The following is a 23671-nucleotide window of genomic DNA, read 5'->3' on the forward strand; positions in this document are numbered from 1 at the left end:
TAAGCGAGCGGGTGTCAGGAAATGTCTGTCAGTGCTAAAGAAGCGCAAATTTCCCCCGTGTCCGGTTATTGCCATACAAGACATACGCAAACGTTTTCGTTTATACTGCCCGCATCTTTTTCAGGGGGATTTTTATGACTCGTTTAGGAACCGCTCTGCGTCCTGCCGCGACGCGCGTCATGCTGTTGGGATCGGGTGAACTGGGTAAAGAAGTGGCCATTGAATGCCAGCGTTTGGGTGTGGAAGTGATTGCGGTGGACCGTTACGCGAATGCGCCCGCCATGCACGTCGCGCATCGCTCGCACGTCATCGATATGCTTGACGGTAATGCCCTGCGGGCGTTAATTGCCGACGAAAAACCGGATTTCGTGGTACCTGAAATTGAGGCCATTGCCACTGAGATGTTGGTTGCCCTTGAACAGGAAGGCCAGCGCGTGGTGCCCTGTGCCACAGCGGCAAAACTGACCATGAACCGGGAAGGCATTCGTCGCCTTGCGGCAGAAGAATTACAGCTCCCGACCTCCAGCTACCGTTTTGCCGGGGATAAAGCTGCGTTTCTCCAGGCCGTAGAGGAGATTGGCTACCCGTGCATCATTAAGCCGGTAATGAGCTCCTCTGGCAAAGGGCAGAGCTTTATCCGCGACAGCAGCACGCTGGACAAGTCCTGGGACTATGCCCAGCAGGGCGGCCGTGCCGGTGCCGGGCGCGTCATCGTAGAAGGCGTGGTGAAGTTTGATTTTGAAATTACCCTGCTCACCGTCAGCGCCGTGGACGGTGTTTATTTCTGCGACCCGATTGGTCATCGCCAGGAAGACGGCGATTATCGCGAATCCTGGCAGCCGCAGCGAATGAGCGCGCTGGCGCTGGCACGCGCGCAGGAGATCGCCCGCAAAACGGTGCTGGCGCTGGGCGGCTACGGCCTGTTCGGCGTGGAGTTATTTGTTTGCGGCGACGAGGTGATCTTTAGTGAAGTCTCCCCTCGCCCGCACGATACCGGGATGGTCACGCTGATTTCGCAGGATCTCTCTGAGTTCGCGCTGCACGTACTTGCTTTCCTCGGCCTGCCGGTTGGCGGCATCCGTCAGTACGGCCCTGCAGCCTCGGCGGTGATCCTGCCGCAACTGACCAGCCAGAATGTCACCTTTGACAACGTCGAAGGTGCGGTAGGCGCAGGCTTGCAGGTTCGGCTGTTCGGCAAACCGGAGATCGACGGAGCCCGTCGTCTGGGCGTGGCATTAGCGACCGGGGAAAACGTGGACGAAGCCGTCGCGAGAGCGAAAAAAGCGGCCACTGCGGTGAAAGTGGCAGGGTAAATAACTAAAGGCTGGTCAAGTAAGCGACCAGCCACATAGCATGATTAACGTTGTTTCGTTTCTATCGTTTCCATTCGTATTCCATGTCCTCGTAGGCTTCATTCGTTTTCGAGATGAAAACAAAACTACCGAGGCCTATAAAAATAACGAAGGGAATGATTATGCTCGCAATCAGTTCCCAGATTGCTGGCGGATCGTTTTGCGCCAGGAAACTGATACGATAGGCAATGAGGGATAACACGCAGAATAAAGCCGCCATCCCCGCAGGATAAAGGGGATTACTCCAGTTACACCAGGTAAGTTTTTTTGGGATAGCTGTCTTCATGGAGGAAAGCGCAGTAATACAAAATTTGTTTTTGTCTGAATAAGCTACCAGTTGCTCCCCCTGGGCATATTTTACCGCATCCGCCGCAAATGCCAGAGCCAGCCACCGATACCCGGCACTCTTTGCGCCCAGAGAGGCATCGATATCCAGCCGTTCCACCTTGAGCGCTTTTTTGTCCAGTGCCTGCATTAATGGATATTTTTCGATACGGGACAGCCCGGTATACCAGAGATTTTTCGGCGTAAGTACCGAACCCGTCTCAAGGAAGACCGCCATGTTGTCCTCTACATCGGTCACATCAGACATAGGCTGATATAAATATACCGGTTTTTCGTCCTCCTCCCGGACATAATGACTGGTCAGCAGGAATGCACATGCATTTTCCATGCTCTTTGATTCGCCGCTTTCTTCATGTAAATGAACGATAACAATCAGTCGGTTTTCAACTCTGTAATCAGATAAGTTCATCCATTGGCTAACGATCGCGTAGTCAGGGCATTCTGTGCTGTACTCAATTTTACACGTGCTGGCCGTTTCAATACCCAACCGCTCCAGAGTGCGTCTCAGTTCATCAATGCAGGATCCACTCCCTCCACGAACCCAGACAACGGTTTCAAAAATACGGTAGTTATAGCCCTTCAATTTTTCTGCCATCGGGTCCAGTAAGCGGTAAAACATCTGTTCATTCCTGGTCTGGTCGAAGCGATCTTCCAGCTGAATGTTAACCGGCGTTTTCGGTGCCAGCGGAAATTCGCCTTCCAGTTTCAACATATTCAGCGCGGGTTGCTCCAGGGGGGTTATTGAAGACCATGCTGCGATAGCCATATTTTTCCGCGCATACGCCTTTAAATTAATCTCCTGCTCTTTTGCTATGAATTTTCGGGTTTCAGCATAATGAATGTTGGCGTCATGAAATATGAAACTTGTAAAAACTAACAACGACACAACACAGATGGGCAGAATAACTGAAGGCACAAAAAAGAGGGCCGTAACGTGTTCCTGTTCAGGCCAGGTTAGAGCCCGGATCGCGAGGCCCATTGCGACGGCTATCACATAGAGGAAAACAATCATGACGACTGGCACAGTGGAATCCGGGTCTGGCTGTTTTTTGTATATAGGGGATCCCAGAAAGTACGGCGCGATAGTGTTCAGCACGGCTGCCGCGGATAATCATCGCAGTTATCACAAACCCGGACTTAAACCCGTCAGGTACAGGCCCTGCAGGATAAAACATAATGCCTGGCTGAAGCTCGGGATCGCTGGTTGTCGCCCCCAGAACACTCTGTCCGTTCAACAGGCGTTCATAACGCAGACGGGCGTAAAATGCGGCGGTTTCCGCCTCTTCACCGTGAAAATCCCCCGCAGCAAGATAGTGATCGGCATAGTGATAGTGTTGGCCTGTCGTTACACCTTCGGGAATATCGCTCGTTTTAACGGTCTTATCCGTCTGCGGCGATTGCGGGTCACGGTAGTTATAGGTACGAACCAACACATTTTTTGGGATCAGGCCGTGCTGCTCCTCCAGATCGGTGATGTATTCGTTATAACTGGTCATGCCTGAATGTCGGACATAAGGCATCTGTTTGTCGCTGAAGTTGTAACGACGCGCAGAATCCCCAAAAATAACGACGGTTTCCGTTTTCACTTTGTTGTGATTCTCAAAACGGAACCAGATCCCTATCTCTGCCAGCAGCCGACGGATGAACCGCAAATCGGTTTCTTTCCACTGAATGATCATTTCCCGTCGTGGATAGCTGTGGCTCAGTTGCTCAAAATCAATGTTGTAGCCGTCAAAGTGACCACTGTCCTTCATCAGCTTTGTAACGAGCTCCGGGACTGTCATGTTCATGTAAACCGCAGAACGGTAATTTTGATCCAGTAGCGCCAGCTCATGCTCCAGCACGCATTCATACAGTGCTTCGTCACCTGAAGACATCAGCCGGGAAAATTGGGTGATCGTGCCATTAATCTGGCGAACCGGCAGCCAGGAGGTTTGCCCATGCCATGAGGCTTCCAGATTGGGTGCACGCAGAATAAACTCAGCCCTTTGATTAAGAACAGCATTAATGGCAATGTTTTGATCCGGACTGGTAAAGCGAATGGTATAGCGATAAGGCTCGCTTAATATCTCTTTTCCTGTAAAAGAATGAACATCAGAAATAACATTTTTGCTACGCGGGAAATACAATAAATATCTGTTTAACGTGTCCCACCGTTGAGCCACCTCAGATTCCCCTGACATTATTATCTATCCTTTTAACAAGCATTCCGTTTATTAAAAACAATACACCTATCGCTTTCCTATTAAAATACCCAACCTCAAGTTGAATTGACTCAAAGGAAGTAATATTATTCACAGAATAAATAAAAAGAGCCCAGGCAATCTCATCACAGATAAATTAAGAATGAATTATTCATCAAATATATAAGTGAGGGATTATTTAATAATGAAGAATGATACGCCTGGGGTTAGGGATATTAAAAATGTTTGTGGGGAGAAGAAGAAGAAGAACTTATACATGCTGGTCACATAAAGTGACCAGCATCAGGCCAGAGGGCCTGCTTTATGCATTGAGCATTTGTTACTGTTTCGCGCCTTCTACCGCTTCGCGAGCCAGTTTAGTAATGCGATCCCAGTCGCCTGCTTCCAGCGCATCCGCCGGAACCAGCCAGGAGCCACCGATGCACAGCACGCTTTTCAGCGCCAGGTAGTCGCGGTAGTTGGCCGGAGAGATGCCACCCGTTGGGCAGAAACGCACCTGGGAGAATGGGCCTGCAATCGCCTGCAACGCTTTGGTGCCGCCGTTCGCTTCAGCCGGGAAGAATTTAAACTCTTTCAGGCCGTAGTCCATGCCCAGCATCAGTTCAGAAACGGTGCTGATACCCGGGATCAGCGGAATAGTACCTTCGGTTGCGGCTTTCAGCAGCGGCTCGGTCAGGCCCGGGCTGATGGCAAACTGTGCGCCCGCTTCGGTCACTTCCGCCAGCTGCTGCGCATTCAGAACCGTACCAGCACCGATGATCGCTTCCGGCACTTCTTTGGCGATAGCGCGAATCGCATCCATCGCACAGGCAGTACGCAGGGTCACTTCCAGAACACGAACGCCACCCGCAACCAGCGCCTTCGCCATTGGGACAGCGTGCTCCAGTTTGTTTACCACAATAACCGGCACGACAGGGCCAGTAGTCAGGATTGCTTCTGCACTTGTTTTCCAGTTTTTCATCAGAGTTTTCTCTCGCCAGATCGTTAAAATCAAGTCGTCTTAAAACGTAATACAGGTTGCGCCCTGCTCCGCACCGGAGAGTTTCTCACGCAACGCACCAAACATTTCGCGTCCGGTACCCACGCGGGATGCGCTCAGGTCAGGAATATGTGGCTGACGCGCCGCCAGCTCTGCTTCGTCCACCAGCAGGCTTAACTCGCCTGTCTGACCGTTAACGCGGATCATGTCTCCATCATGGACTTTCGCCAGCAGGCCGCCGTCGTAGGCTTCCGGGGTGACATGAATCGCTGAAGGCACTTTACCGGATGCCCCCGAGAGGCGTCCATCGGTCACCAGCGCAATTTTGAAACGGCGGTCCAATAATACACCAAGCGGCGGCATAAGTTTATGTAATTCTGGCATCCCGTTCGCTTTTGGTCCCTGATGGCGCACCACGACTACGCAGTCTTTATCAAGCAGACCCGCGTCGAAGGCAGGTAAAACGTCGTGCTGGCTTTCAAACACCACCGCCGGGGCTTCGATAACCTGATTCTCTTCCGGCACGGCAGAAGTTTTCATTACGGCACGCCCAAGGTTACCGCTCAGCACTTTGGTGCCGCCGTGAGGAGAGAACGGCTGTTCGAAGGTCGCGATAACCTGAGGATCGAGCGAGTTGCTCGCCCCCTCGCGCCAGTCCAGCTCACCGTTGTTCAGCCACGGCTCAAGGGTATAGCGATGCAGGCCAAAGCCCGCCACCGTGTTGACATCCTCATGCAGCAGGCCGCCTTTCAGCAGCTCGCGCATCAGCACCGGCACGCCGCCCGCGGCCTGGAAGTGGTTAATGTCCGCCGGACCGTTCGGGTACAGACGCGCCATCAGCGGTACCACGGAGGAGATCTCGGAGAAGTCATCCCAGTTGATCAGAATGCCCGCCGCGCGCGCCATCGCGACAAGGTGCATGGTATGGTTGGTTGAACCGCCGGTCGCCAGCAGGGCGACAATCCCGTTGACGATGACTTTTTCATCCACCATTTTGCCCATTGGCATCCACTCGTTGCCGTTACCGGTCAGGCGCGTCACCTGACGGGCTGCGGCTTCGGTCAGCGCTTTACGCAGTGGCGCATCCGGCTGGATGAACGACGAGCCCGGTAGCTGCATCCCCATAAACTCCACCACCATCTGGTTGGTGTTAGCCGTACCGTAGAACGTACAGGTGCCCGGCGCGTGATAGGACGCGGCTTCCGCTTCCAACAGCGCCTGACGGTCCGCTTTTCCTTCGGCATACAGCTGGCGGATACGGACTTTTTCCTTGTTTGGCAGACCGCTTGCCATCGGGCCTGACGGCACAAAAATCGCTGGCAGATGGCCAAACGACAGCGCGGCCATCACCAGCCCCGGGACGATTTTGTCGCATACGCCCAGGTAGAGCGCGCCATCAAACATATTGTGAGAGAGGCCCACTGCCGCCGACATGGCGATCACTTCGCGGCTCAGCAGGGACAACTCCATACCGTCCTGTCCCTGAGTCACGCCATCACACATGGCCGGCACGCCGCCTGCAACCTGGCCCACCGCGTTCACGCTGTGCAGCGCATTGCGGATGATAGACGGGTAAACCTCATACGGCTGGTGGGCTGAAAGCATGTCGTTATAGGAGGTAATGATGGCGATATTGTTACGCAGCATGCTTTTCAGCGCGTCTTTATCACCAGGCTGGCAGGCGGCAAAGCCGTGGGCCAGATTCCCGCAGGCCAGCTGTGAGCGATGGACCGTTTCACTCTTCGCCTGTTCGATGCGGGCAAGGTAGGCAGCACGGGTCTCTTTCGAGCGTTCAACGATGCGTTGTGTTACGCGTAACAATGTCGGATTCATAAAAGCTCCTCTAATTTTTCTGTCCAGGCTCGGGAGTTTACACAGTTTCTGACGGTTGTTAACAACGCTGAAACGCCTGATATCCGGAGCACAGGGGCAAAATGTCTGAAGGGAGTGTAATAAAAAAAGCTCCGCGGGTGAATCCACGCGGAGCTTAAAAGATTAAAAATTATGCCACTTGCTGTGTTAGATCATGTTACCGGTAAAATAACACCTTTGGGCTAGAGATGGGGTTATTCAAACTCGTTCCAGGAGCGGCCATCACGGGTGATCATCGCAACGGAGGCGACAGGTCCCCATGTTCCCGCCTGATACGGTTTTGGCGCGTCCTGGTCGGCTGCCCACGCTTCGGTGATTGAGTCCACCCACTTCCACGCCTCTTCCACTTCATCGCGGCGGACGAACAGCGCCTGGATACCACGCATGGTTTCCAGCAGCAGACGCTCGTAAGCATCGGCCAGATGCGTCTGGTTGAAAGTTTCAGAGTAGCTCAGGTCGAGCTTGGTGGTTTGCAGGTTGTGTTTGTGATCAAGACCCGGCACTTTGTTCAGGATCTGAATATCCACACCCTCATCCGGTTGCAGACGAATAGTCAGTTTGTTCTGCGGCAGTTCCTGCCAGGATTCTTTGAACAGGTTCAGTTCCGGATTTTTGAAGTAGACCACCACTTCGGAGCATTTTGCCGGCAGACGTTTCCCGGTACGCAGGTAGAACGGCACGCCGGCCCAGCGCCAGTCGTCGATATCCACGCGGATCGCCACAAACGTTTCGGTGTTGCTGGACTTGTTCGCGCCCTCTTCTTCCAGATAGCCAGGGACTTTTTTCCCCTGGGCAAAACCTGCGGTGTACTGGCCGCGCACGGTTTTCTCACGCACGTTGGAGCGGTCAATACGGCGCAGTGATTTCAGCACTTTCACTTTGGCGTCACGAATGCTGTCGGCCGTCAGATCTGACGGTGGAGACATGGCAATCATGCACAGAATTTGCAGCAGGTGGTTCTGGATCATGTCACGCATCTGGCCGGCCTGGTCGAAGTAGCCCCAGCGGCCTTCGATGCCCACTTCTTCCGCCACGGTAATTTCCACGTGGTCGATAGTGCGGTTGTCCCAGTTGTTCACAAACAAGGAGTTGGCAAAACGCAGCGCCAGCAGGTTCAGAACCGTCTCTTTACCCAGATAGTGGTCAATACGGTAAACCTGACACTCCTCAAAGAACTCGCCCACCTGGTCGTTGATTTCACGCGAGGTTGCAAGCGACGTACCCAGCGGCTTCTCCATCACCACGCGCGCCGGTTTGGCGTTCAGCTTCGCTTCGCCCAAACCTTTGCAGATGGCGCCGAAGGTGCTTGGCGGCATGGCGAAATAGTTAATGGTGACGCGATTTTCCTGGTCCAGCATTTCACCCAGACGGGTAAAGGCGCTTACATCGTTGACGTCCAGATTGCAGAAATCGAGACGCCCGCTCAGCTTATCCCAAAGGCTTTCATCGATTTTCTCTTTCATGAACGTTTCGAGCGCCTCGCGCACGACTTTGGTATAAGCCTCCTTATCCCAGTCGGCGCGCCCTACCCCAAGAATTCGGGTATCGGGATGGATCTGGCCCGCTTTTTCGAGCTGATACAGGGAAGGCAGCAATTTTCGGCGTGCAAGATCGCCTTTCGCGCCGAAAATGACCAGGTCACATGCCTGGGCTGTTTGCGTTACCGCCATGTCATTCTCCTCAGTTAGATCTCCTGGTACTCTGCCAGGTATCGTTGTAATTTTATTACAATGCACTGTACTGCTTTTACGCGTTTCCTGAAACCATTAGCGCTTAACGACGCGTGCGATACGGTGATTTTTCGTCGCGCGGGCCATTACGCCCGTCTGGTGACGCAACAAACGTCGATTCTTTGCGCAACAGGGGCAGAGCAAAACCCGACGTCGATCAAGTAATGAAAAAAAACAACAACATTTCTTGTCGACGATTACCCTTTCGGGTGTCCCGGGGGTAATATCGGCTAAATCGAATCAAGGTTTCATCTCTATGAAATCGTTTATGCCCTCATGAGCGTCTTGTTAACAATGAACATGCTGGAAAAAATCCAGTTTCAACTGGAACACCTTAGCAAATCCGAGCGCAAAGTGGCCGAAGTTATTCTCGCCGCGCCCGCTCAGGCGATTCATTCAAGCATCGCCGCTCTGGCACAGGAATCGGGCGTCAGCGAACCGACGGTCAATCGATTCTGTCGTAGTCTGGACACCCGCGGCTTTCCTGATTTTAAACTGCATCTGGCACAAAGTCTGGCAAACGGTACCCCGTATGTTAATCGCAATGTAGATGAAGACGACAGCGTTGATGCTTACACCGCAAAAATATTTGAATCGGCAATGGCCACGCTCGACCATGTTCGCCAGTCTCTGGACATGAGTTCAGTGAATCGCGCGGTCGATCTTCTTACGCAGGCCAAACGGATTGCCTTCTTTGGCCTTGGCTCGTCCGCCGCCGTGGCGCATGACGCCATGAATAAGTTCTTTCGCTTTAACGTGCCGGTGATTTACTCCGATGACATTGTGCTGCAACGCATGAGCTGTATGAATTGTAGCGAAGATGATGTCGTGGTACTCATCTCCCATACGGGCCGCACCAAGAGCCAGGTGGAGCTGGCGCAACTCGCGCGTGACAACGATGCGATGGTCATCGCCCTGACGACGGCAGGTACGCCGCTGGCCCGGGAAGCAACGCTCGCCATTACCCTGGACGTACCGGAAGACACCGACATGTACATGCCGATGGTCTCCCGCCTGGCGCAGCTGACGGTCATCGACGTGCTGGCGACCGGTTTTACTTTACGCCGGGGCGCAAAATTCCGGGATAACTTGAAGCGGGTCAAGGAAGCCCTGAAAGAATCGCGTTTTGATAAAGAATTGCTTATAAAGAGCGATGTTCCCTAATAACGACGATGTACGATTTACGGCATTCGGTCCCCTCGCTACTGCCTTGCGATAGATGAAGGCCGATTCTATGTTCACGCAACACCAAAGTTGTTTCAGTCAACGGAGTATTACATGTCCAGAAGGCTTCGCAGAACCAAGATCGTCACCACCCTAGGCCCGGCCACCGACCGCGATAATAACCTCGAAAAGATTATCGCCGCGGGTGCCAACGTGGTGCGCATGAACTTCTCTCACGGTACGCCAGAAGACCATAAATTACGTGCCGACAAAGTGCGTGAAATCGCAGCTAAACTGGGCCGCCATGTTGCTATCCTCGGTGACCTGCAAGGTCCAAAAATCCGCGTATCGACCTTTAAAGAAGGCAAAGTCTTCCTCAACATCGGCGATAAATTCCTGCTGGATGCCAACCTGAGCAAAGGCGAAGGCGATAAGGAAAAAGTGGGTATCGACTACAAAGGTCTGCCTGCTGACGTTGTGCCTGGCGACATCCTGCTGCTGGACGACGGACGCGTACAGCTGAAAGTGCTGGAAGTTCAGGGTATGAAGGTGTTCACCGAAGTGACCGTCGGCGGCCCGCTCTCCAACAACAAAGGCATCAACAAACTCGGCGGTGGCCTGTCTGCCGAAGCGCTGACCGATAAAGACAAAGCGGATATCGTGACCGCAGCGCAGATCGGCGTGGATTATCTGGCCGTCTCCTTCCCCCGCTGCGGCGAAGATCTGAACTATGCTCGCCGCCTGGCGCGTGATGCAGGCTGCGATGCGAAAATCGTTGCGAAAGTGGAACGCGCTGAAGCGGTCTGCGATCAGGACGCGATGGACGACGTGATCCTGGCGTCTGACGTGGTGATGGTTGCCCGTGGTGATCTGGGCGTGGAAATTGGCGACCCTGAACTGGTCGGTATCCAGAAAGCGCTGATCCGTCGCGCGCGTCAGCTGAACCGCGCGGTGATCACCGCCACCCAGATGATGGAATCCATGATCACCAACCCAATGCCAACCCGTGCGGAAGTCATGGACGTGGCGAACGCCGTGCTGGATGGTACTGACGCGGTGATGCTGTCAGCCGAAACCGCTGCGGGTCAGTATCCGGCGGAAACCGTGGCCGCCATGGCGCGCGTCTGCCTGGGTGCGGAGAAGATCCCAAGCATTAACGTCTCCAAGCACCGCCTGGATATCCAGTTCGACAATGTGGAAGAAGCGATTGCGATGTCCGCGATGTACGCAGCCAACCACCTGAAAGGGGTCACGGCGATCATCACCATGACCGAATCTGGCCGTACCGCGCTAATGACGTCTCGCATCAGCTCCGGTCTGCCGATCTTCGCCATGTCCCGTCACGAGCGTACGCTGAACCTGACGGCGCTGTATCGCGGCGTGACGCCAGTATACTTCGACAGCACCAACGATGGCGTGGCCGCCGCGCACGATGCTGTGAACCTGCTGCGCGACAAAGGTTATCTGGTATCCGGTGATATCGTTATCGTGACGCAGGGTGACGTGATGAGCACCATCGGCTCAACCAATACCACCCGCGTACTAACCGTAGAGTAAGCTCCGATCCCCTCTCCCCTAAGGGGAGAGGGGTGAAGGTTTCCTATTTCTTCGGGAAAAGCTCTTTACGCTTGTACGGCTCTGTTTCGCCAGGTTTACGCGTTTTGAGCAACTTCAGGATCCACGTATATTGCTCCTTATGTGGCCCCACCAGCACTTCCACCTCTTCATTCATGCGGCGTGCAATGGTGCGATCGTCCGCGGTCAGCAGATCGTCCATCGGCGGACGTACCTCAATGCTCAGGCGATGCGTTTTACCGTCATAAACCGGGAACAGCGGGATCACGCGGGCGCGGCAGACTTTCATCAGGCGACCAATCGCGGGTAGCGTAGCTTTATAGGTCGCGAAGAAATCGACAAACTCGCTGTGCTCAGGACCGTGATCCTGATCGGGCAGGTAGTAGCCCCAGTAACCCTGACGTACCGACTGAATGAAAGGCTTAATGCCATCGTTTCGGGCGTGCAGACGTCCGCCAAAGCGACGGCGCACGGTATTCCAGACGAAATCGTAGATTTTGTTTCCCTGATTATGGAACATCGCCGCCATTTTCTGGCCCTGCGACGCCATTAACATTGCCGGAATGTCGACCCCCCAACCGTGCGGCACCAGGAAAATCACTTTTTCATCATTGCGACGCATCTCGTCGATGATTTCCAGCCCTTTCCAGTCAACGCGGTCGACGATCTTTTCCGGCCCTTTCAGCGCCAGTTCCGCCATCATCGCCATGGCCTGTGGCGCGGTGGTATACATGTCATCAATGATTGCTTCGCGTTCAGCGTCGCTTTTATCCGGAAAACAGTACAGAAGGTTTATTTGCGCGCGGCGGCGTGCGCTTTTACCTAAGCGCCCTGCCAGGCGCCCCACATTGCCGAGCACCGGATCGCGGAGGGAAGCAGGTAGTAACGCCATGCCAGCAAACGCGTATACGCCAAGCCAGGCGCCCCAGTTACGCGGGTGGCGAAAGGATTTTTCAAACTCGGGAATGTACTCAATATTGTTTTTTTTGGTTTCCATGCGGGTTCCAGGGTCTGGTGACGCAAAAATATATTCAGATAGTGTAGCGAGGCAGCCGTCCGCGTACAAAAGAAAAAGCCGGCGCACACTGACGCCGGCTTATTTTTGAGGGTGTTAGCTTAGTCGAAGCGCAGCTGTGGCATCACCTCTTTCACCTGCGCCAGGTAATCTTTGCGATCTTTCCCGGTCAGCCCTTCGGTGCGCGGCAGTTTCGCCGTCAGCGGGTTAACAGCCTGCTGGTTGATCCACACTTCGTAGTGCAGGTGCGGGCCCGTCGACCGGCCGGTGTTACCAGACAGCGCGATGCGATCGCCACGTTTCACCTTCTGGCCCGGTTTGACCAGCAGTTTACGCAGGTGCATGTAGCGGGTGGTGTAAGTGCGACCGTGACGAATAGCAACGTAATAGCCAGCAGCACCGCTGCGTTTCGCCATGACCACTTCACCATCCCCTACCGCCAGCACTGGCGTGCCCTGCGGCATGGCGAAGTCAACGCCACGGTGCGGCGCTACGCGACCCGTTACCGGGTTCAGACGACGCGGGTTAAAGTTGGAGGAGACACGGAACTGTTTCGCCGTTGGGAAACGCAGGAAGCCTTTTGCCAGGCCCGTACCGCTGCGGTCATAGAACTTACCGTCTTCCGCGCGAATGGCGTAGTAGTCTTTGCCGTCTGAACGCAGACGAACACCCACAAGCTGGCTCTGCTCGCGCTTACCGTCCAGCATTTCGCGGGACATCAGGACAGAGAACTGATCGCCTTTTTTCAGTTTGCGGAAATCCATCTGCCACTGCATGGCTTTGATCACCGAGCTGATTTCAGCGCTGGTCAGGCCAGCATCGCGGGCACTGGAAACAAAGCTGCCGCCGACGGTCCCTTTCATCACGCTGTTAACCCAGTCGCCCTGCTGCATTTCACTGGTCATTTTGAAACCGTTTGCGGTGCGATCGTAGGTGCGGGTTTCGCGACGGGACATCTCCCAGGTCAGACGTTGCAGATCGCCGTCGGGCGTTAAGGTCCAGGAAAGCTGCTGACCAATTTTCAGGTTACGCAGCTCTTTATCGGATGCGGCAAGCTGGCTAATGTTGCCCATGTCGATACCGTACTGGTTCAGGACGCTGCTCAGCGTATCGCCAGTAGAAACAACATATTCATGAATGCCGGTTTCATTCTGGATCTTGTCATCCAGCTCATCCTGGGGAATAGCTTCATCTTCCTGTGCGGCCTGATCGATAGGCTCGCTGGCCTCAGGCAGCAGAGAGCGGATCTCGCTCTTCTCCAGTTCGATGGTTTTAATAATAGGGGCAGAACTCGGGTGGTAAACATAGGGCCGCCAGACGGCGACCGCTAACGTGAGAACTGTAAGCGACCCCAGCATAACGCGGTGGGGTCGAGGCAGATTGTTAAATGCCAGGGCGACAGAGCGGGCTATCTGTTGCACGTATTCACTTCCTCGTTAATCTCCTTTCAGGCAGCTCGCATACTGATTCGCCAGTTGGCTGAGGAACTGCGAATAGCTCGCTTTGCTCAACTGGATGTTCGTACCTAGCGGGTCAAGGGTTCCCATGCGCACGGATGTTCCCCTGGCCACGGCTTCTACGACCGCTGGCCTGAACTGTGGCTCAGCAAAAACGCATGTCGCTTTTTGCTCAACCAACTGTGTTCTGATTTCATGTAAACGCTGCGCACCAGGCTGAATTTCAGGGTTGACGGTAAAATGCCCCAATGGGGTCAGACCGTAATGTTTCTCGTAATACCCGTAGGCATCATGAAAAACGAAGTACCCTTTTCCTTTAAGCGGTGCGAGCTCGTTACCCACCTGTTTGTCGGTTGCGGCTAATTGAGCCTCAAAATCCTTCAGGTTGGCGTCGAGTTTGATTCGACTTTGCGGCATAAGTTCCACTAATTTGTCGTGGATTGCAACCGCTGTAAGCCGCGCTATCTCTGGGGAGAGCCAGAGATGCATGTTGTATTCACCGTGATGGTGATGGTCGTCACCTTTTTCGCCATGAGCATGGTCGTGGTCGTGTTCGTCGCCCTCGTCCTCAGCCCCTTTCATCAGCAACGGTTTCATAGCGGACAGCTCACCAATCGTCACCTGTTTCTCTGCAGGAACCTGTTTAGCGGATTTCTGCATGAACGCTTCCATCTCAGGACCAATCCAGACGACTAAGTCCGCGTTCTGTAAGCGTTTTACATCAGACGGACGCAGAGAATAATCATGCTCGGAGGCCCCGTCAGGCAGAAGAACCTCTGTGTCCGTCACACCGTCGGCGATGGCAGCGGCGATAAAGCCAAGTGGTTTAAGCGAAGCGACAACGGCAGCGTTAACATCTTGTGCTGTTGTCCCCCAAAGAGCAGCGGATAAAGCTGCGAAAAGAAGCGTATTTTTCTGTAACATAATGCGACTAATCATCGTAATGAATGCGTGGAATGTGATATTATAACATTCGATGACTTCTGCAAGCTTAAATTGACATGACGACTTTAGTTTCTCTTGAAAATGTTTCGGTCTCATTCGGCCAGCGCCGCGTCCTTTCTGACGTGTCGCTGAATCTGAAGCCCGGCAAAATACTCACGCTGCTCGGCCCTAACGGTGCAGGCAAATCGACGCTGGTGCGCGTCGTATTAGGCCTGGTAGCCCCTGACGCAGGTGTTATCGTCCGCGAGGACAAATTGCGTATCGGCTATGTGCCGCAAAAATTACATCTTGATGCCACCCTGCCCCTGACGGTGAGCCGCTTCCTGCGTCTCCGTCCCGGTACGCGTAAAGCGGATATCCTACCGGCGCTAAAACGCGTTCAGGCGGGACATCTTGTTGAGGCGCCTTTGCAAAAGCTGTCGGGCGGTGAAACCCAGCGCGTATTGCTTGCCCGCGCCCTGCTCAGCAGCCCTCAGCTGCTGGTCCTGGACGAGCCGACGCAGGGTGTCGACGTCAACGGTCAGGTTGCGCTGTACGATCTTATCGACCAGCTCCGTCGGGAGCTTAACTGCGCGGTGCTGATGGTCTCCCATGATCTGCATCTGGTAATGGCCAAAACCGACGAAGTGCTGTGCCTGAACCATCACATCTGTTGTTCCGGCACGCCGGAAGTGGTGTCAATGCATCCCGAATTTATCTCCATGTTTGGCCATCGTGGCGCCGAACAGCTGGGCATCTATCGCCATAATCACAATCACCGCCATGATTTACAGGGACGAATTGTCCTGCGTCGGGGAAATGGACACTCATGATTGAACTGTTACTGCCCGGCTGGCTGGCCGGGATTATGCTTGCCTGCGCCGCGGGTCCACTCGGCTCGTTTGTCGTCTGGCGCAGAATGTCCTATTTCGGCGATACGCTGGCCCATGCGTCATTGCTGGGTGTCGCGTTTGGTTTGTTGCTGGACGTGAACCCTTTTTATGCGGTGATTGTCGTCACGCTGCTGCTGGCCGCCGGTCTGGTCTGGCTGGAAAAACGCCCTCATCTGGCCATTGATACCCTGCTCGGCATTATGGCGCACAGCGCCCTGTCGCTGGGCCTGGTGGTGGTGAGCCTGATGTCCAACATCCGCGTGGACCTGATGGCCTATCTGTTCGGCGATCTGCTGGCCGTCACGCCCGAAGATCTGATTTCGATTGCCATTGGCGTGGTGGTGGTGCTCGGGATCCTGCTGTGGCAGTGGCGGAATTTACTGGCAATGACCGTCAGCCCCGATCTGGCCTTTGTCGACGGCGTGAAGCTTCAGCGCGTGAAGCTGCTCTTGATGCTGGTGACGGCGTTAACCATCGGGGTGGCGATGAAATTTGTTGGCGCGCTGATCATCACGTCGCTGTTGATAATCCCTGCCGCCACGGCGCGTCGTTTTGCGCGTACGCCGGAGCAAATGGCCGGTATCGCGGTGATAATCGGGATGATCGCAGTGACGGGCGGATTAACCTTCTCGGCGTTTTATGACACGCCAGCGGGGCCGTCGGTGGTATTGTGCGCGGCGGTGTTGTTTATTTTCAGTATGATGAAAAAAACCGCGCAGTAGTCAGCATGTCCCCGGTGGCGCTTCGCTTACCGGGGCTACCATTAATCGCTACTTACGGCATCGCGGGCGGCGTAATGCCGAAATGATTCCACGCCCGCACCGTCGCCATACGACCACGCGGGGTACGCTGCAAGAAGCCCTGCTGGATCAGATACGGCTCCAGCACGTCCTCGATAGTCTCACGCTCTTCGCCAATTGCCGCCGCCAGGTTATCCAACCCCACCGGCCCGCCAAAGAACTTATCCAGCACCGCCAGCAGCAGCTTACGGTCCATATAGTCAAAGCCTTCGGCATCAACGTTCAGCATATCCAGCGCCTGCGCAGCAATGTCAGCCGAAATGGTGCCATCGTGCTTCACCTCGGCAAAATCACGCACGCGACGCAGCAGGCGGTTGGCGATACGCGGCGTACCGCGGGAACGTTTTGCCACTTCAAACGCTCCCTCTTCGCTCATATCCAGCCCCATGTAGCGCGCGCTGCGCCCCACAATATGCTGAAGGTCGGGCACCTGATAAAACTCCAGACGCTGCACGATACCAAAACGGTCGCGTAGCGGTGAGGTCAGCGAGCCGGCGCGGGTCGTGGCACCAATCAGGGTAAACGGTGGCAGATCGATTTTGATCGAGCGCGCGGCCGGGCCTTCGCCGATCATGATATCCAGCTGGTAATCCTCCATCGCCGGATAGAGCACTTCCTCCACCACCGGGGACAGGCGGTGGATTTCATCGATAAACAGCACGTCATGCGGTTCGAGGTTGGTCAGCATCGCCGCCAGGTCCCCTGCTTTCTCCAGCACCGGGCCGGAGGTGGTACGCAGGTTAACGCCCATTTCGTTGGCGACGATATTCGCCAGAGTGGTTTTACCTAACCCCGGCGGACCAAAAATCAACAGGTGATCGAGCGCATCGCCGCGCAGCTTTGCCGCCTGGATGAAAATCTCCATCTGAGAACGAACCTGCGGCTGGCCAATGTACTCATCCAGCAGTTTTGGACGGATCGCGCGATCCACCACGTCATCTGGCTGAATGGTGCCTGCCGATACCAGGCGGTCTGCTTCAATCATCCTTTACCTCACAATGCAGCGCGCAGCGCTTCACGAATCAGAGTTTCACTGCTGGCATCCGGTTTGGCAACTTTACTCACCATACGGCTGGCCTCCTGAGGTTTATAGCCCAGCGCCACCAGCGCGGCAACCGCTTCCTGCTCGGCATCATCATCCGTCGCTGGCCCGCCCGGTGAAGTCAGCACCAGATCGGCCGCCGGAGTGAACAGATCGCCATGCAAACCTTTAAAGCGGTCCTTCATCTCGACAATCAGGCGCTCGGCGGTTTTCTTGCCGATGCCCGGAAGTTTAATTAACGCAGCCGGATCTTCGCGCTCAACGGCATTCACAAACTGTGGCGCTGACATACCGGACAGAATCGCCAGCGCCAGCTTGGGCCCGACGCCGTTGGTTTTGATTAATTCGCGGAACAGGGTGCGTTCCTGTTTGTTATTGAATCCGTACAGCAGCTGAGCGTCTTCACGCACCACAAACTGGGTAAAGACAACCGCCTCTTTGCCCGCCTCCGGCAACTCGTAGAAGCAGGTCATCGGCATATGGACTTCATAGCCCACGCCACCCACTTCCAGCAGCACTAACGGGGGTTGTTTTTCAATGATGATGCCTCTGAGTCTGCCTATCACGTGACGCTCCTGCGTTCTGGATGAAATTAACTGCCGACATAATAAAAAAAGGCTGGATAAACATCCAGCCTGATTTGTCATTATCGTAATCTGCCTCGCGCCAGATTGAGCCGCGACTCGCTCATTTGCATCGCGTTCTGGCTGACGTGGCAGTGGGTAATCGCAATGGCCAGCGCATCGGCGGCGTCGGCCTGCGGGTTCGCCGGGAGCTTCAGCAGGGTACGCACCATGTGCTGCACCTGGCTTTTCTCCGCGCTACCTATGCCCACCACCGTCTGCTTAACCTGACGGGCCGCGTATTCAAACACTGGCAGGTCCTGGTTCACGGCGGCAACTATCGCCACGCCGCGCGCCTGCCCGAGCTTTAACGCCGAGTCAGCGTTCTTCGCCATAAAGACCTGCTCGATGGCGAAAAAGTCCGGCTGAAACTGGGTGATGATCTCCGACACGCCCGCATAAATGAGCTTCAGGCGCGACGGCAGATCGTCCACTTTGGTACGAATACAGCCGCTGCCGAGGTAGGTTAGCTGGCGTCCCACCTGACGGATAACGCCATACCCGGTGACGCGTGAGCCGGGGTCAATCCCGAGGATAATCGACATCACGCGTCTCCCGTAAACGGTTTACAGGCTCTCATCAGAGAGTCGCTGCAACCTCATCAGAGATTTCACCGTTGTGATACACTTCCTGCACGTCGTCGCAGTCTTCGAGCATGTCGATCAGACGCAGCAGTTTCGGTGCGGTTTCTGCATCCATGTCTGCTTTTGTGGAAGGGATCATGGACACTTCAGCGTTATCCGCTTTCAGACCTGCCGCTTCCAGCGTATCGCGTACGGCACCCATCTCTTCCCATGCGGTGTAGACATCGATAGCGCCGTCGTCGTAGGTCACTACGTCTTCCGCACCGGCTTCCAGCGCCGCTTCCATGATCGCATCTTCGTCGCCTTTCTCGAAGGAGATGACGCCTTTTTTGCTGAACAGGTACGCTACAGAACCGTCAGTGCCCAGGTTACCACCGGTTTTGGTGAACGCGTGGCGCACTTCCGCAACGGTACGGTTACGGTTGTCGGACAGGCACTCAACCATCACCGCCGTACCACCAGGACCGTAACCTTCATAAATGATGGTTTCCATGTTCGCGTCTTCATCACCGCCCACGCCACGTGCGATTGCACGGTTCAGGGTGTCTCGCGTCATGTTGTTGGACAGGGCTTTATCCACCGCCGCGCGCAGACGTGGGTTAGAGGCCGGATCGCCGCCACCCAGACGCGCCGCTGTTACCAGCTCACGAATGATTTTGGTAAAGATTTTACCGCGTTTGGCATCCTGTGCCGCTTTACGGTGTTTGGTGTTGGCCCACTTACTATGACCTGCCATAAAAAGTTCTCCAAAAATCGCGCCTTCTCAGGCAGCGTTAATTACAAATTCTTCTATCGCCTGCCGGTTGCTCCATGACTTGGTCAGTGCGGCGGCATCCGCCGCATCCACCCAGCGGTAGGTCAGGTGTTCCGTGAACACGATCTCCCGCTCATGGGGAAGCGCAAGGCAGAACCACGATTCCGTATTGCGCTCAATTCCCGGTGCATAGCGATGACGTAAATGGCTAAAAATTTCAAACTCCACCGTGCGCTGACAGTCCTTCAGGGTCAGTTGCTCGCGAGCAACGTCAATGGCGACCTCTTCCTTTACTTCACGCGCGGCGGCCTGCGGCGCGGACTCTCCCTCTTCCAGACTGCCGGTAACCGACTGCCAGAAATCAGGATCGTCGCGCCGCTGCAACATCAGCACCCGCTTCGAGTCTTCTGCATAAATGACCACCAGAACCGAAACGGGACGCTTATATGCCATATCAGTTTTTCTCTTCCTTCTTCACCACCTCAATGCCCAGCTCAGCCAGCGCGGCCGGGTTGGCAAAGCTTGGCGCTTCAGTCATCAGACACGCCGCTGCGGTGGTTTTCGGGAAGGCGATAACATCACGGATGTTGTCGGTGCCGGTCAGCAGCATGGTCAGACGGTCAAGACCAAAGGCCAGACCCGCGTGCGGAGGCGTACCGTATTTCAGGGCGTCCAGCAGGAAGCCAAACTTCTCGCGCTGCTCCTGCTCGTTAATGCCCAGAATGCCGAACACGGTCTGCTGCATTTCACCGCTGTGAATACGCACGGAGCCGCCGCCCACTTCGTAGCCGTTGATAACCATATCGTAGGCATTCGCTACCGCATCTTCCGGTGCAGCCTTCAGTTCCGCCGCCGTCATGTCTTTTGGCGAGGTGAACGGGTGGTGCATCGCGGTCAGGCCGCCTTCACCGTCGTCTTCAAACATCGGGAAGTCGATCACCCACAGCGGCGCCCATTTGCTTTCATCGGTCAGGTTCAGGTCTTTGCCGAGCTTCAGACGCAGCGCGCCCATCGCATCCGCAACGACTTTCTTGTTGTCTGCGCCGAAGAAGATCATGTCGCCGTCCTGCGCGCCGGTGCGCTCCAGAATAGCTTCCACGATGTCCGCATTCAGGAATTTCGCAACAGGGCTGGTAATGCCTTCCAGACCTTTAGCACGCTCGGTTACTTTAATATAGGCCAGACCTTTCGCACCGTAGATCTTGATGAAGTTGCCGTAGTCGTCAATCTGCTTACGGCTCAGCGCAGCACCGCCCGGTACGCGCAGGGCAGCCACGCGGCCTTTCGGATCGTTAGCCGGACCAGCAAAGACCGCAAACTCAACGGCTTTCACCAGGTCTGCCACGTCCACCAGCTCCATTGGGTTACGCAGGTCTGGTTTGTCGGAGCCGTAGCGACGCTCGGCTTCCGCGAAGGTCATGATTGGGAAATCGCCCAGCTCAACGCCTTTCACGTCGTTCCACAGGCTACGCACCAGGGCTTCCATCACCTCACGCACCTGCTCGGCGGTCATGAAGGAGGTTTCCACATCGATCTGGGTAAATTCTGGCTGACGGTCTGCACGCAGATCTTCATCGCGGAAGCATTTCACGATCTGATAGTAGCGGTCGAAGCCTGACATCATCAGCAACTGCTTGAACAGCTGTGGTGACTGTGGCAGCGCGTAGAATTTGCCCTTATGGACGCGGGATGGCACCAGGTAGTCGCGCGCGCCTTCCGGCGTGGCTTTGGTCAGCATCGGGGTTTCGATATCGAGGAAACCGTGGTCATCCATAAAGCGACGCACCAGGCTGGTGATTTTCGCACGGGTTTTCAGGCGCTGAGCCATCTCCGGGCGACGCAGATCCAGGTAGCGGTATTTAAGACGCGCTTCTTCGGTGTTGACGTGGTTGGAGTCCAGCGGCAACGCTTCTGCGCGATTGATAATCACCAGATCGGACGCCAGCACTTCGATAGCACCGGTCGCCATGTCGGCGTTGATGTTTTTCTCGTCACGCGCACGCACGGTGCCCGTCACCTGAATGCAGAACTCATTACGCAGCTCAGAGGCCAGCTTCAACGCATCAGCGCGATCCGGATCGAAGAACACCTGAACGATACCTTCGCGGTCACGCATATCAATAAAGATAAGGCTACCAAGATCGCGACGACGATTGACCCAACCACACAGGGTGACCTGCTGCCCGACGTGGGACTGACGCAGCTGCCCGCAATATTCTGTACGCATGAGATATCCCTTAATTAGCCGCAGGCTGATTGTCGCCTGTCTTACAGGCTACGATGTCGCAGCTTTCTGTATGTCACAACTGGATGAAAAAAGGCGGCTATTATACTGGAAATTCTGCCGCACGATAAGAGCGAAGCACGGCCTGACGCGTGTTTGCTGTGCTCTTATTGTCTATTCTCACAAAAATTAACAAAATTATCCGACCGATAACAGGCCATCCCGTCGTAAGGTGTAAAAAAGCAATTAATTTTACTGGAGTGACAATGTTAACGCTTGATGCCACCAAAACCGCCCTTGTGGTCATTGATTTACAGGAAGGGATCCTGCCTTTTGCCGGTGGTCCACACACCGCTGACGATGTTGTAAGCCGTGCTGCGCGTCTGGCGGAAAAATGCCGGGCCAGCGGTGCGCCTGTCGTCATGGTGCGCGTCGGCTGGTCCACTGATTTCGCCGAAGCGCTAAAGCAGCCAGTTGATGCTCAGGCCCCGGCGCATGCGCTGCCGGACAACTGGTGGACGTACCCGGTCTCACTCGGTAAACGCGACAGCGATGTAGAAGTCACCAAACGCCAGTGGGGCGCATTCTATGGCACTGACCTGGAGCTCCAGCTGCGCCGTCGCGGGATAGACACTATTATTCTGTGCGGGATCTCCACCAACATCGGTGTGGAATCCACCGCCCGTAACGCCTGGGAGCTGGGCTTTAACCTGGTGATAGCGGAAGATGCGTGCAGCGCAGCCTCTGCGGATCAGCATCAGGGCAGCATGACCCATATCTTCCCGCGTATTGGTCGCGTGCGCAGCACGGATGAGATCCTCAGCGCGCTATGATGTACGTGGGTTTGCCCCAGTGGTCGCACCCGAAATGGGTGCGCCTGGGTATTACTGGCCTTGAAGAGTATGCCCGACACTTTAACTGCGTGACGCGGCAATTTTAAAAATCACTAAAGAACGCCCAAGAGCATGTGTATTCTTTATGATTATCAATGATATAAAATTAACTTCATATGAAAATCACCAAAGATCATATGAGTAAAAATGTCCCACTCATGCCCCAAACCGTCTCAAAAACAATTTTTTTGCCCCATCCATGCCCCATAGCTCTCTTCTGAAATGCTATATACCTAACCGTTGACACTGTACAAATAACCAGTATAAATTCTCTTTAAAAATACAGTCGTTTCCGGAGGTCTTTATGTTCGTTGAGCTGGTCTATGACAAGCGTAATGTTGATGGTTTGGTTGGCGCCAGAGAGATTATCCTGGCAGAGCTGACGAAACGGGTGCACCAGATTTTCCCTGACGCAGAAGTGAAGGTTAAGCCGATGCAGGCGAACGCCTTAAACAGCAACGCCAGCAAAAGTGATCGTGAAAAACTGAACCGAATGCTGGAAGAAATGTTTGATGAATCTGACATGTGGTTAACCTCAGAATCACCTACCGTTCGCCAGCATGGATAATAGCTTTACGGGCAGCTATTTCAGCGCTGCCCATTATTCTTTTACGCCTTACCCGCGGGAAACTTTTTATACAGTGAGCACACTGCAACGTCGTAAATAATCGCCACCTGCTTTCTGTCCATTCCGTTTGCGATCAGCCTGCCAGCCTGCGCCCATTGCTCTGGAGTTAACTTCGGGCGCCTGCCACCTATCCGCCCCTTTTCCCGGGCGGCCGCCAGTCCTGCCCGGGTACGTTCCACAATCAACTCCCTCTCCATCTCGGCCAGGGCTGACATGATATGGAATATGAAACGCCCCATTGGGCTGGAAGTGTCGATGCTGTCCGTAAGGCTTTTGAAGTGGATGCCGCGCTGCCGAAGTTCGTCCACCAAAAGTACCAAATTCCGCATGCTTCGCCCGAGACGATCCAGCTTCCACACCACCAGCGTATCGCCTTCATTCAGCGTTCGCAGAAGCTTTTTAAGCGCTGGCCGGTTCGCTACCGTCCCGCTCATTTTTTCCTCAAAAATCTGTTCACATCCTGCGCGTTCGAGAGCTTGTCGCTGAAGATCCGTATTTTGTTCATTTGTTGACACCCTTACGTAGCCAATTTGCATATTTTTCACCCAACATTTTCTGCAAAAAAATAAGGTGAAGTTATCGGCATGGCTGCCGCAGGGCAATCTATAAAACG

At 54.7% G+C, this 23671-nt stretch carries 22 protein-coding genes and 1 pseudogene; 8 read left to right on the forward strand and 15 right to left on the reverse strand.

The features are described 5' to 3' along the window. The first annotated feature begins 134 nt into the window (after nt 1–134). Entirely contained in the window at nt 135–1313 is a 1179-nt protein-coding gene (gene purT, locus ACQG11_RS25480; protein ID WP_426728931.1) for a formate-dependent phosphoribosylglycinamide formyltransferase, read from the forward strand. 61 nt (nt 1314–1374) lie between these two features. Here purT and ACQG11_RS25485 read toward each other — a convergent pair whose 3' ends face one another. The 5 genes from ACQG11_RS25485 to zwf all read right to left on the reverse strand — a co-directional run bounded on the left by ACQG11_RS25485 (nt 1375) and on the right by zwf (nt 8422). Further along, nucleotides 1375–2721 (reverse strand): hypothetical protein, encoded by a 1347-nt coding sequence (locus tag ACQG11_RS25485; RefSeq protein ID WP_368509416.1) that lies wholly within the window; start codon nt 2719–2721, stop codon nt 1375–1377. Further along, nucleotides 2642–3880 (reverse strand): type VI secretion system Vgr family protein, encoded by a 1239-nt coding sequence (locus ACQG11_RS25490; protein ID WP_254872386.1) that lies wholly within the window; start codon nt 3878–3880, stop codon nt 2642–2644. Before ACQG11_RS25490 ends, ACQG11_RS25485 begins: the two co-directional genes overlap by 80 nt. A 340-nt stretch (nt 3881–4220) precedes the next feature. Beyond that, nucleotides 4221–4862, reverse strand: coding sequence for a bifunctional 4-hydroxy-2-oxoglutarate aldolase/2-dehydro-3-deoxy-phosphogluconate aldolase (gene kdgA / locus ACQG11_RS25495; protein ID WP_023300441.1), 642 nt, complete (start codon nt 4860–4862; stop codon nt 4221–4223). A gap of 39 nt (nt 4863–4901) precedes the next feature. Then, the gene (gene edd / locus ACQG11_RS25500; protein WP_426728932.1) at nt 4902–6713 is read right to left on the reverse strand and encodes a phosphogluconate dehydratase; all 1812 of its coding nucleotides are present in this window, start codon (nt 6711–6713) and stop codon (nt 4902–4904) included. 233 nt (nt 6714–6946) lie between these two features. Further along, nucleotides 6947–8422, reverse strand: coding sequence for a glucose-6-phosphate dehydrogenase (zwf, locus tag ACQG11_RS25505; protein ID WP_022648481.1), 1476 nt, complete (start codon nt 8420–8422; stop codon nt 6947–6949). A 354-nt stretch (nt 8423–8776) separates the two neighbouring features. Here zwf and ACQG11_RS25510 point away from each other — a divergent pair, with 354 nt between their 5' ends. Both ACQG11_RS25510 and pyk read left to right on the forward strand, forming a co-directional pair. Then, nucleotides 8777–9646: a MurR/RpiR family transcriptional regulator gene (locus tag ACQG11_RS25510; RefSeq protein ID WP_003859769.1), complete on the forward strand. Its 870-nt coding sequence runs from the start codon at nt 8777–8779 to the stop codon at nt 9644–9646. 114 nt (nt 9647–9760) lie between these two features. After that, on the forward strand, nt 9761–11203 hold the full coding sequence (gene pyk / locus ACQG11_RS25515) for a pyruvate kinase (protein ID WP_003859767.1): 1443 nt from the start codon (nt 9761–9763) through the stop codon (nt 11201–11203). Nucleotides 11204–11246: 43 nt separating this feature from the next. Here pyk and lpxM read toward each other — a convergent pair whose 3' ends face one another. From lpxM to znuA, 3 genes are all read right to left on the reverse strand, one after another. Beyond that, a complete protein-coding gene (gene lpxM, locus ACQG11_RS25520) occupies nt 11247–12218 on the reverse strand; it encodes a lauroyl-Kdo(2)-lipid IV(A) myristoyltransferase (protein ID WP_058677585.1) in 972 nt (323 codons plus the stop codon). A gap of 119 nt (nt 12219–12337) precedes the next feature. Then, entirely contained in the window at nt 12338–13657 is a 1320-nt protein-coding gene (gene mepM / locus ACQG11_RS25525; protein ID WP_022648483.1) for a murein DD-endopeptidase MepM, read from the reverse strand. A gap of 15 nt (nt 13658–13672) precedes the next feature. Continuing rightward, complete coding sequence (gene znuA / locus ACQG11_RS25530; RefSeq protein WP_426728933.1) at nt 13673–14617, reverse strand: zinc ABC transporter substrate-binding protein ZnuA; 945 nt, start codon at nt 14615–14617, stop codon at nt 13673–13675. 77 nt (nt 14618–14694) lie between these two features. Between znuA and znuC the strand changes: the two genes are divergently transcribed. Together znuC and znuB are read left to right on the forward strand one after the other, a co-directional pair. Then, nucleotides 14695–15450, forward strand: a complete 756-nt coding sequence (gene znuC / locus ACQG11_RS25535) for a zinc ABC transporter ATP-binding protein ZnuC (protein ID WP_003859757.1) — start codon at nt 14695–14697, stop codon at nt 15448–15450. After that, nucleotides 15447–16232 carry a zinc ABC transporter permease subunit ZnuB gene (gene znuB, locus ACQG11_RS25540; protein WP_022648485.1) on the forward strand — a complete coding sequence of 262 codons (786 nt, stop codon included), beginning with the start codon at nt 15447–15449 and terminating at the stop codon, nt 16230–16232. Before znuC ends, znuB begins: the two co-directional genes overlap by 4 nt. Nucleotides 16233–16284: 52 nt before the next feature. Here the strand turns inward: znuB and ruvB are convergent, their stop codons facing one another. From ruvB to aspS, 6 genes are all read right to left on the reverse strand, one after another. Then, complete coding sequence (gene ruvB / locus ACQG11_RS25545) at nt 16285–17295, reverse strand: Holliday junction branch migration DNA helicase RuvB (protein ID WP_006811035.1); 1011 nt, start codon at nt 17293–17295, stop codon at nt 16285–16287. An 8-nt stretch (nt 17296–17303) separates the two neighbouring features. Continuing rightward, on the reverse strand, nt 17304–17918 hold the full coding sequence (gene ruvA, locus ACQG11_RS25550; protein ID WP_022648487.1) for a Holliday junction branch migration protein RuvA: 615 nt from the start codon (nt 17916–17918) through the stop codon (nt 17304–17306). Between the two features lie 80 nt (nt 17919–17998). After that, nucleotides 17999–18520, reverse strand: a complete 522-nt coding sequence (gene ruvC, locus ACQG11_RS25555; RefSeq protein WP_014884319.1) for a crossover junction endodeoxyribonuclease RuvC — start codon at nt 18518–18520, stop codon at nt 17999–18001. A gap of 34 nt (nt 18521–18554) precedes the next feature. Then, the gene (locus ACQG11_RS25560) at nt 18555–19295 is read right to left on the reverse strand and encodes a YebC/PmpR family DNA-binding transcriptional regulator (RefSeq protein ID WP_426728934.1); all 741 of its coding nucleotides are present in this window, start codon (nt 19293–19295) and stop codon (nt 18555–18557) included. Between the two features lie 27 nt (nt 19296–19322). Next, nucleotides 19323–19766: a dihydroneopterin triphosphate diphosphatase gene (gene nudB, locus ACQG11_RS25565; RefSeq protein WP_023300445.1), complete on the reverse strand. Its 444-nt coding sequence runs from the start codon at nt 19764–19766 to the stop codon at nt 19323–19325. Between the two features lies 1 nt (nt 19767). Next, complete coding sequence (gene aspS / locus ACQG11_RS25570; protein WP_023300446.1) at nt 19768–21540, reverse strand: aspartate--tRNA ligase; 1773 nt, start codon at nt 21538–21540, stop codon at nt 19768–19770. A gap of 263 nt (nt 21541–21803) precedes the next feature. Here aspS and ACQG11_RS25575 point away from each other — a divergent pair, with 263 nt between their 5' ends. From ACQG11_RS25575 to ACQG11_RS25585, 3 genes and pseudogenes are all read left to right on the forward strand, one after another. Then, on the forward strand, nt 21804–22370 hold the full coding sequence (locus ACQG11_RS25575; protein ID WP_023300447.1) for a hydrolase: 567 nt from the start codon (nt 21804–21806) through the stop codon (nt 22368–22370). Continuing rightward, nucleotides 22367–22462 (forward strand): annotated as a pseudogene (locus ACQG11_RS25580) (DUF72 domain-containing protein); the annotation flags it as partial. The gene ACQG11_RS25575 and the pseudogene ACQG11_RS25580, both read left to right, overlap by 4 nt. A 272-nt stretch (nt 22463–22734) precedes the next feature. Further along, nucleotides 22735–22998: a DinI family protein gene (locus tag ACQG11_RS25585; RefSeq protein WP_063255217.1), complete on the forward strand. Its 264-nt coding sequence runs from the start codon at nt 22735–22737 to the stop codon at nt 22996–22998. Between the two features lie 41 nt (nt 22999–23039). Here ACQG11_RS25585 and ACQG11_RS25590 read toward each other — a convergent pair whose 3' ends face one another. Continuing rightward, complete coding sequence (locus ACQG11_RS25590) at nt 23040–23594, reverse strand: recombinase family protein (protein ID WP_426728935.1); 555 nt, start codon at nt 23592–23594, stop codon at nt 23040–23042. Between the last annotated feature and the right edge of the window lie 77 nt (nt 23595–23671).

It is taken from the genome of Enterobacter cloacae complex sp. 372C4, assembly GCF_050030615.1.
GTDB classification, from domain to species: domain Bacteria; phylum Pseudomonadota; class Gammaproteobacteria; order Enterobacterales; family Enterobacteriaceae; genus Enterobacter; species Enterobacter intestinihominis.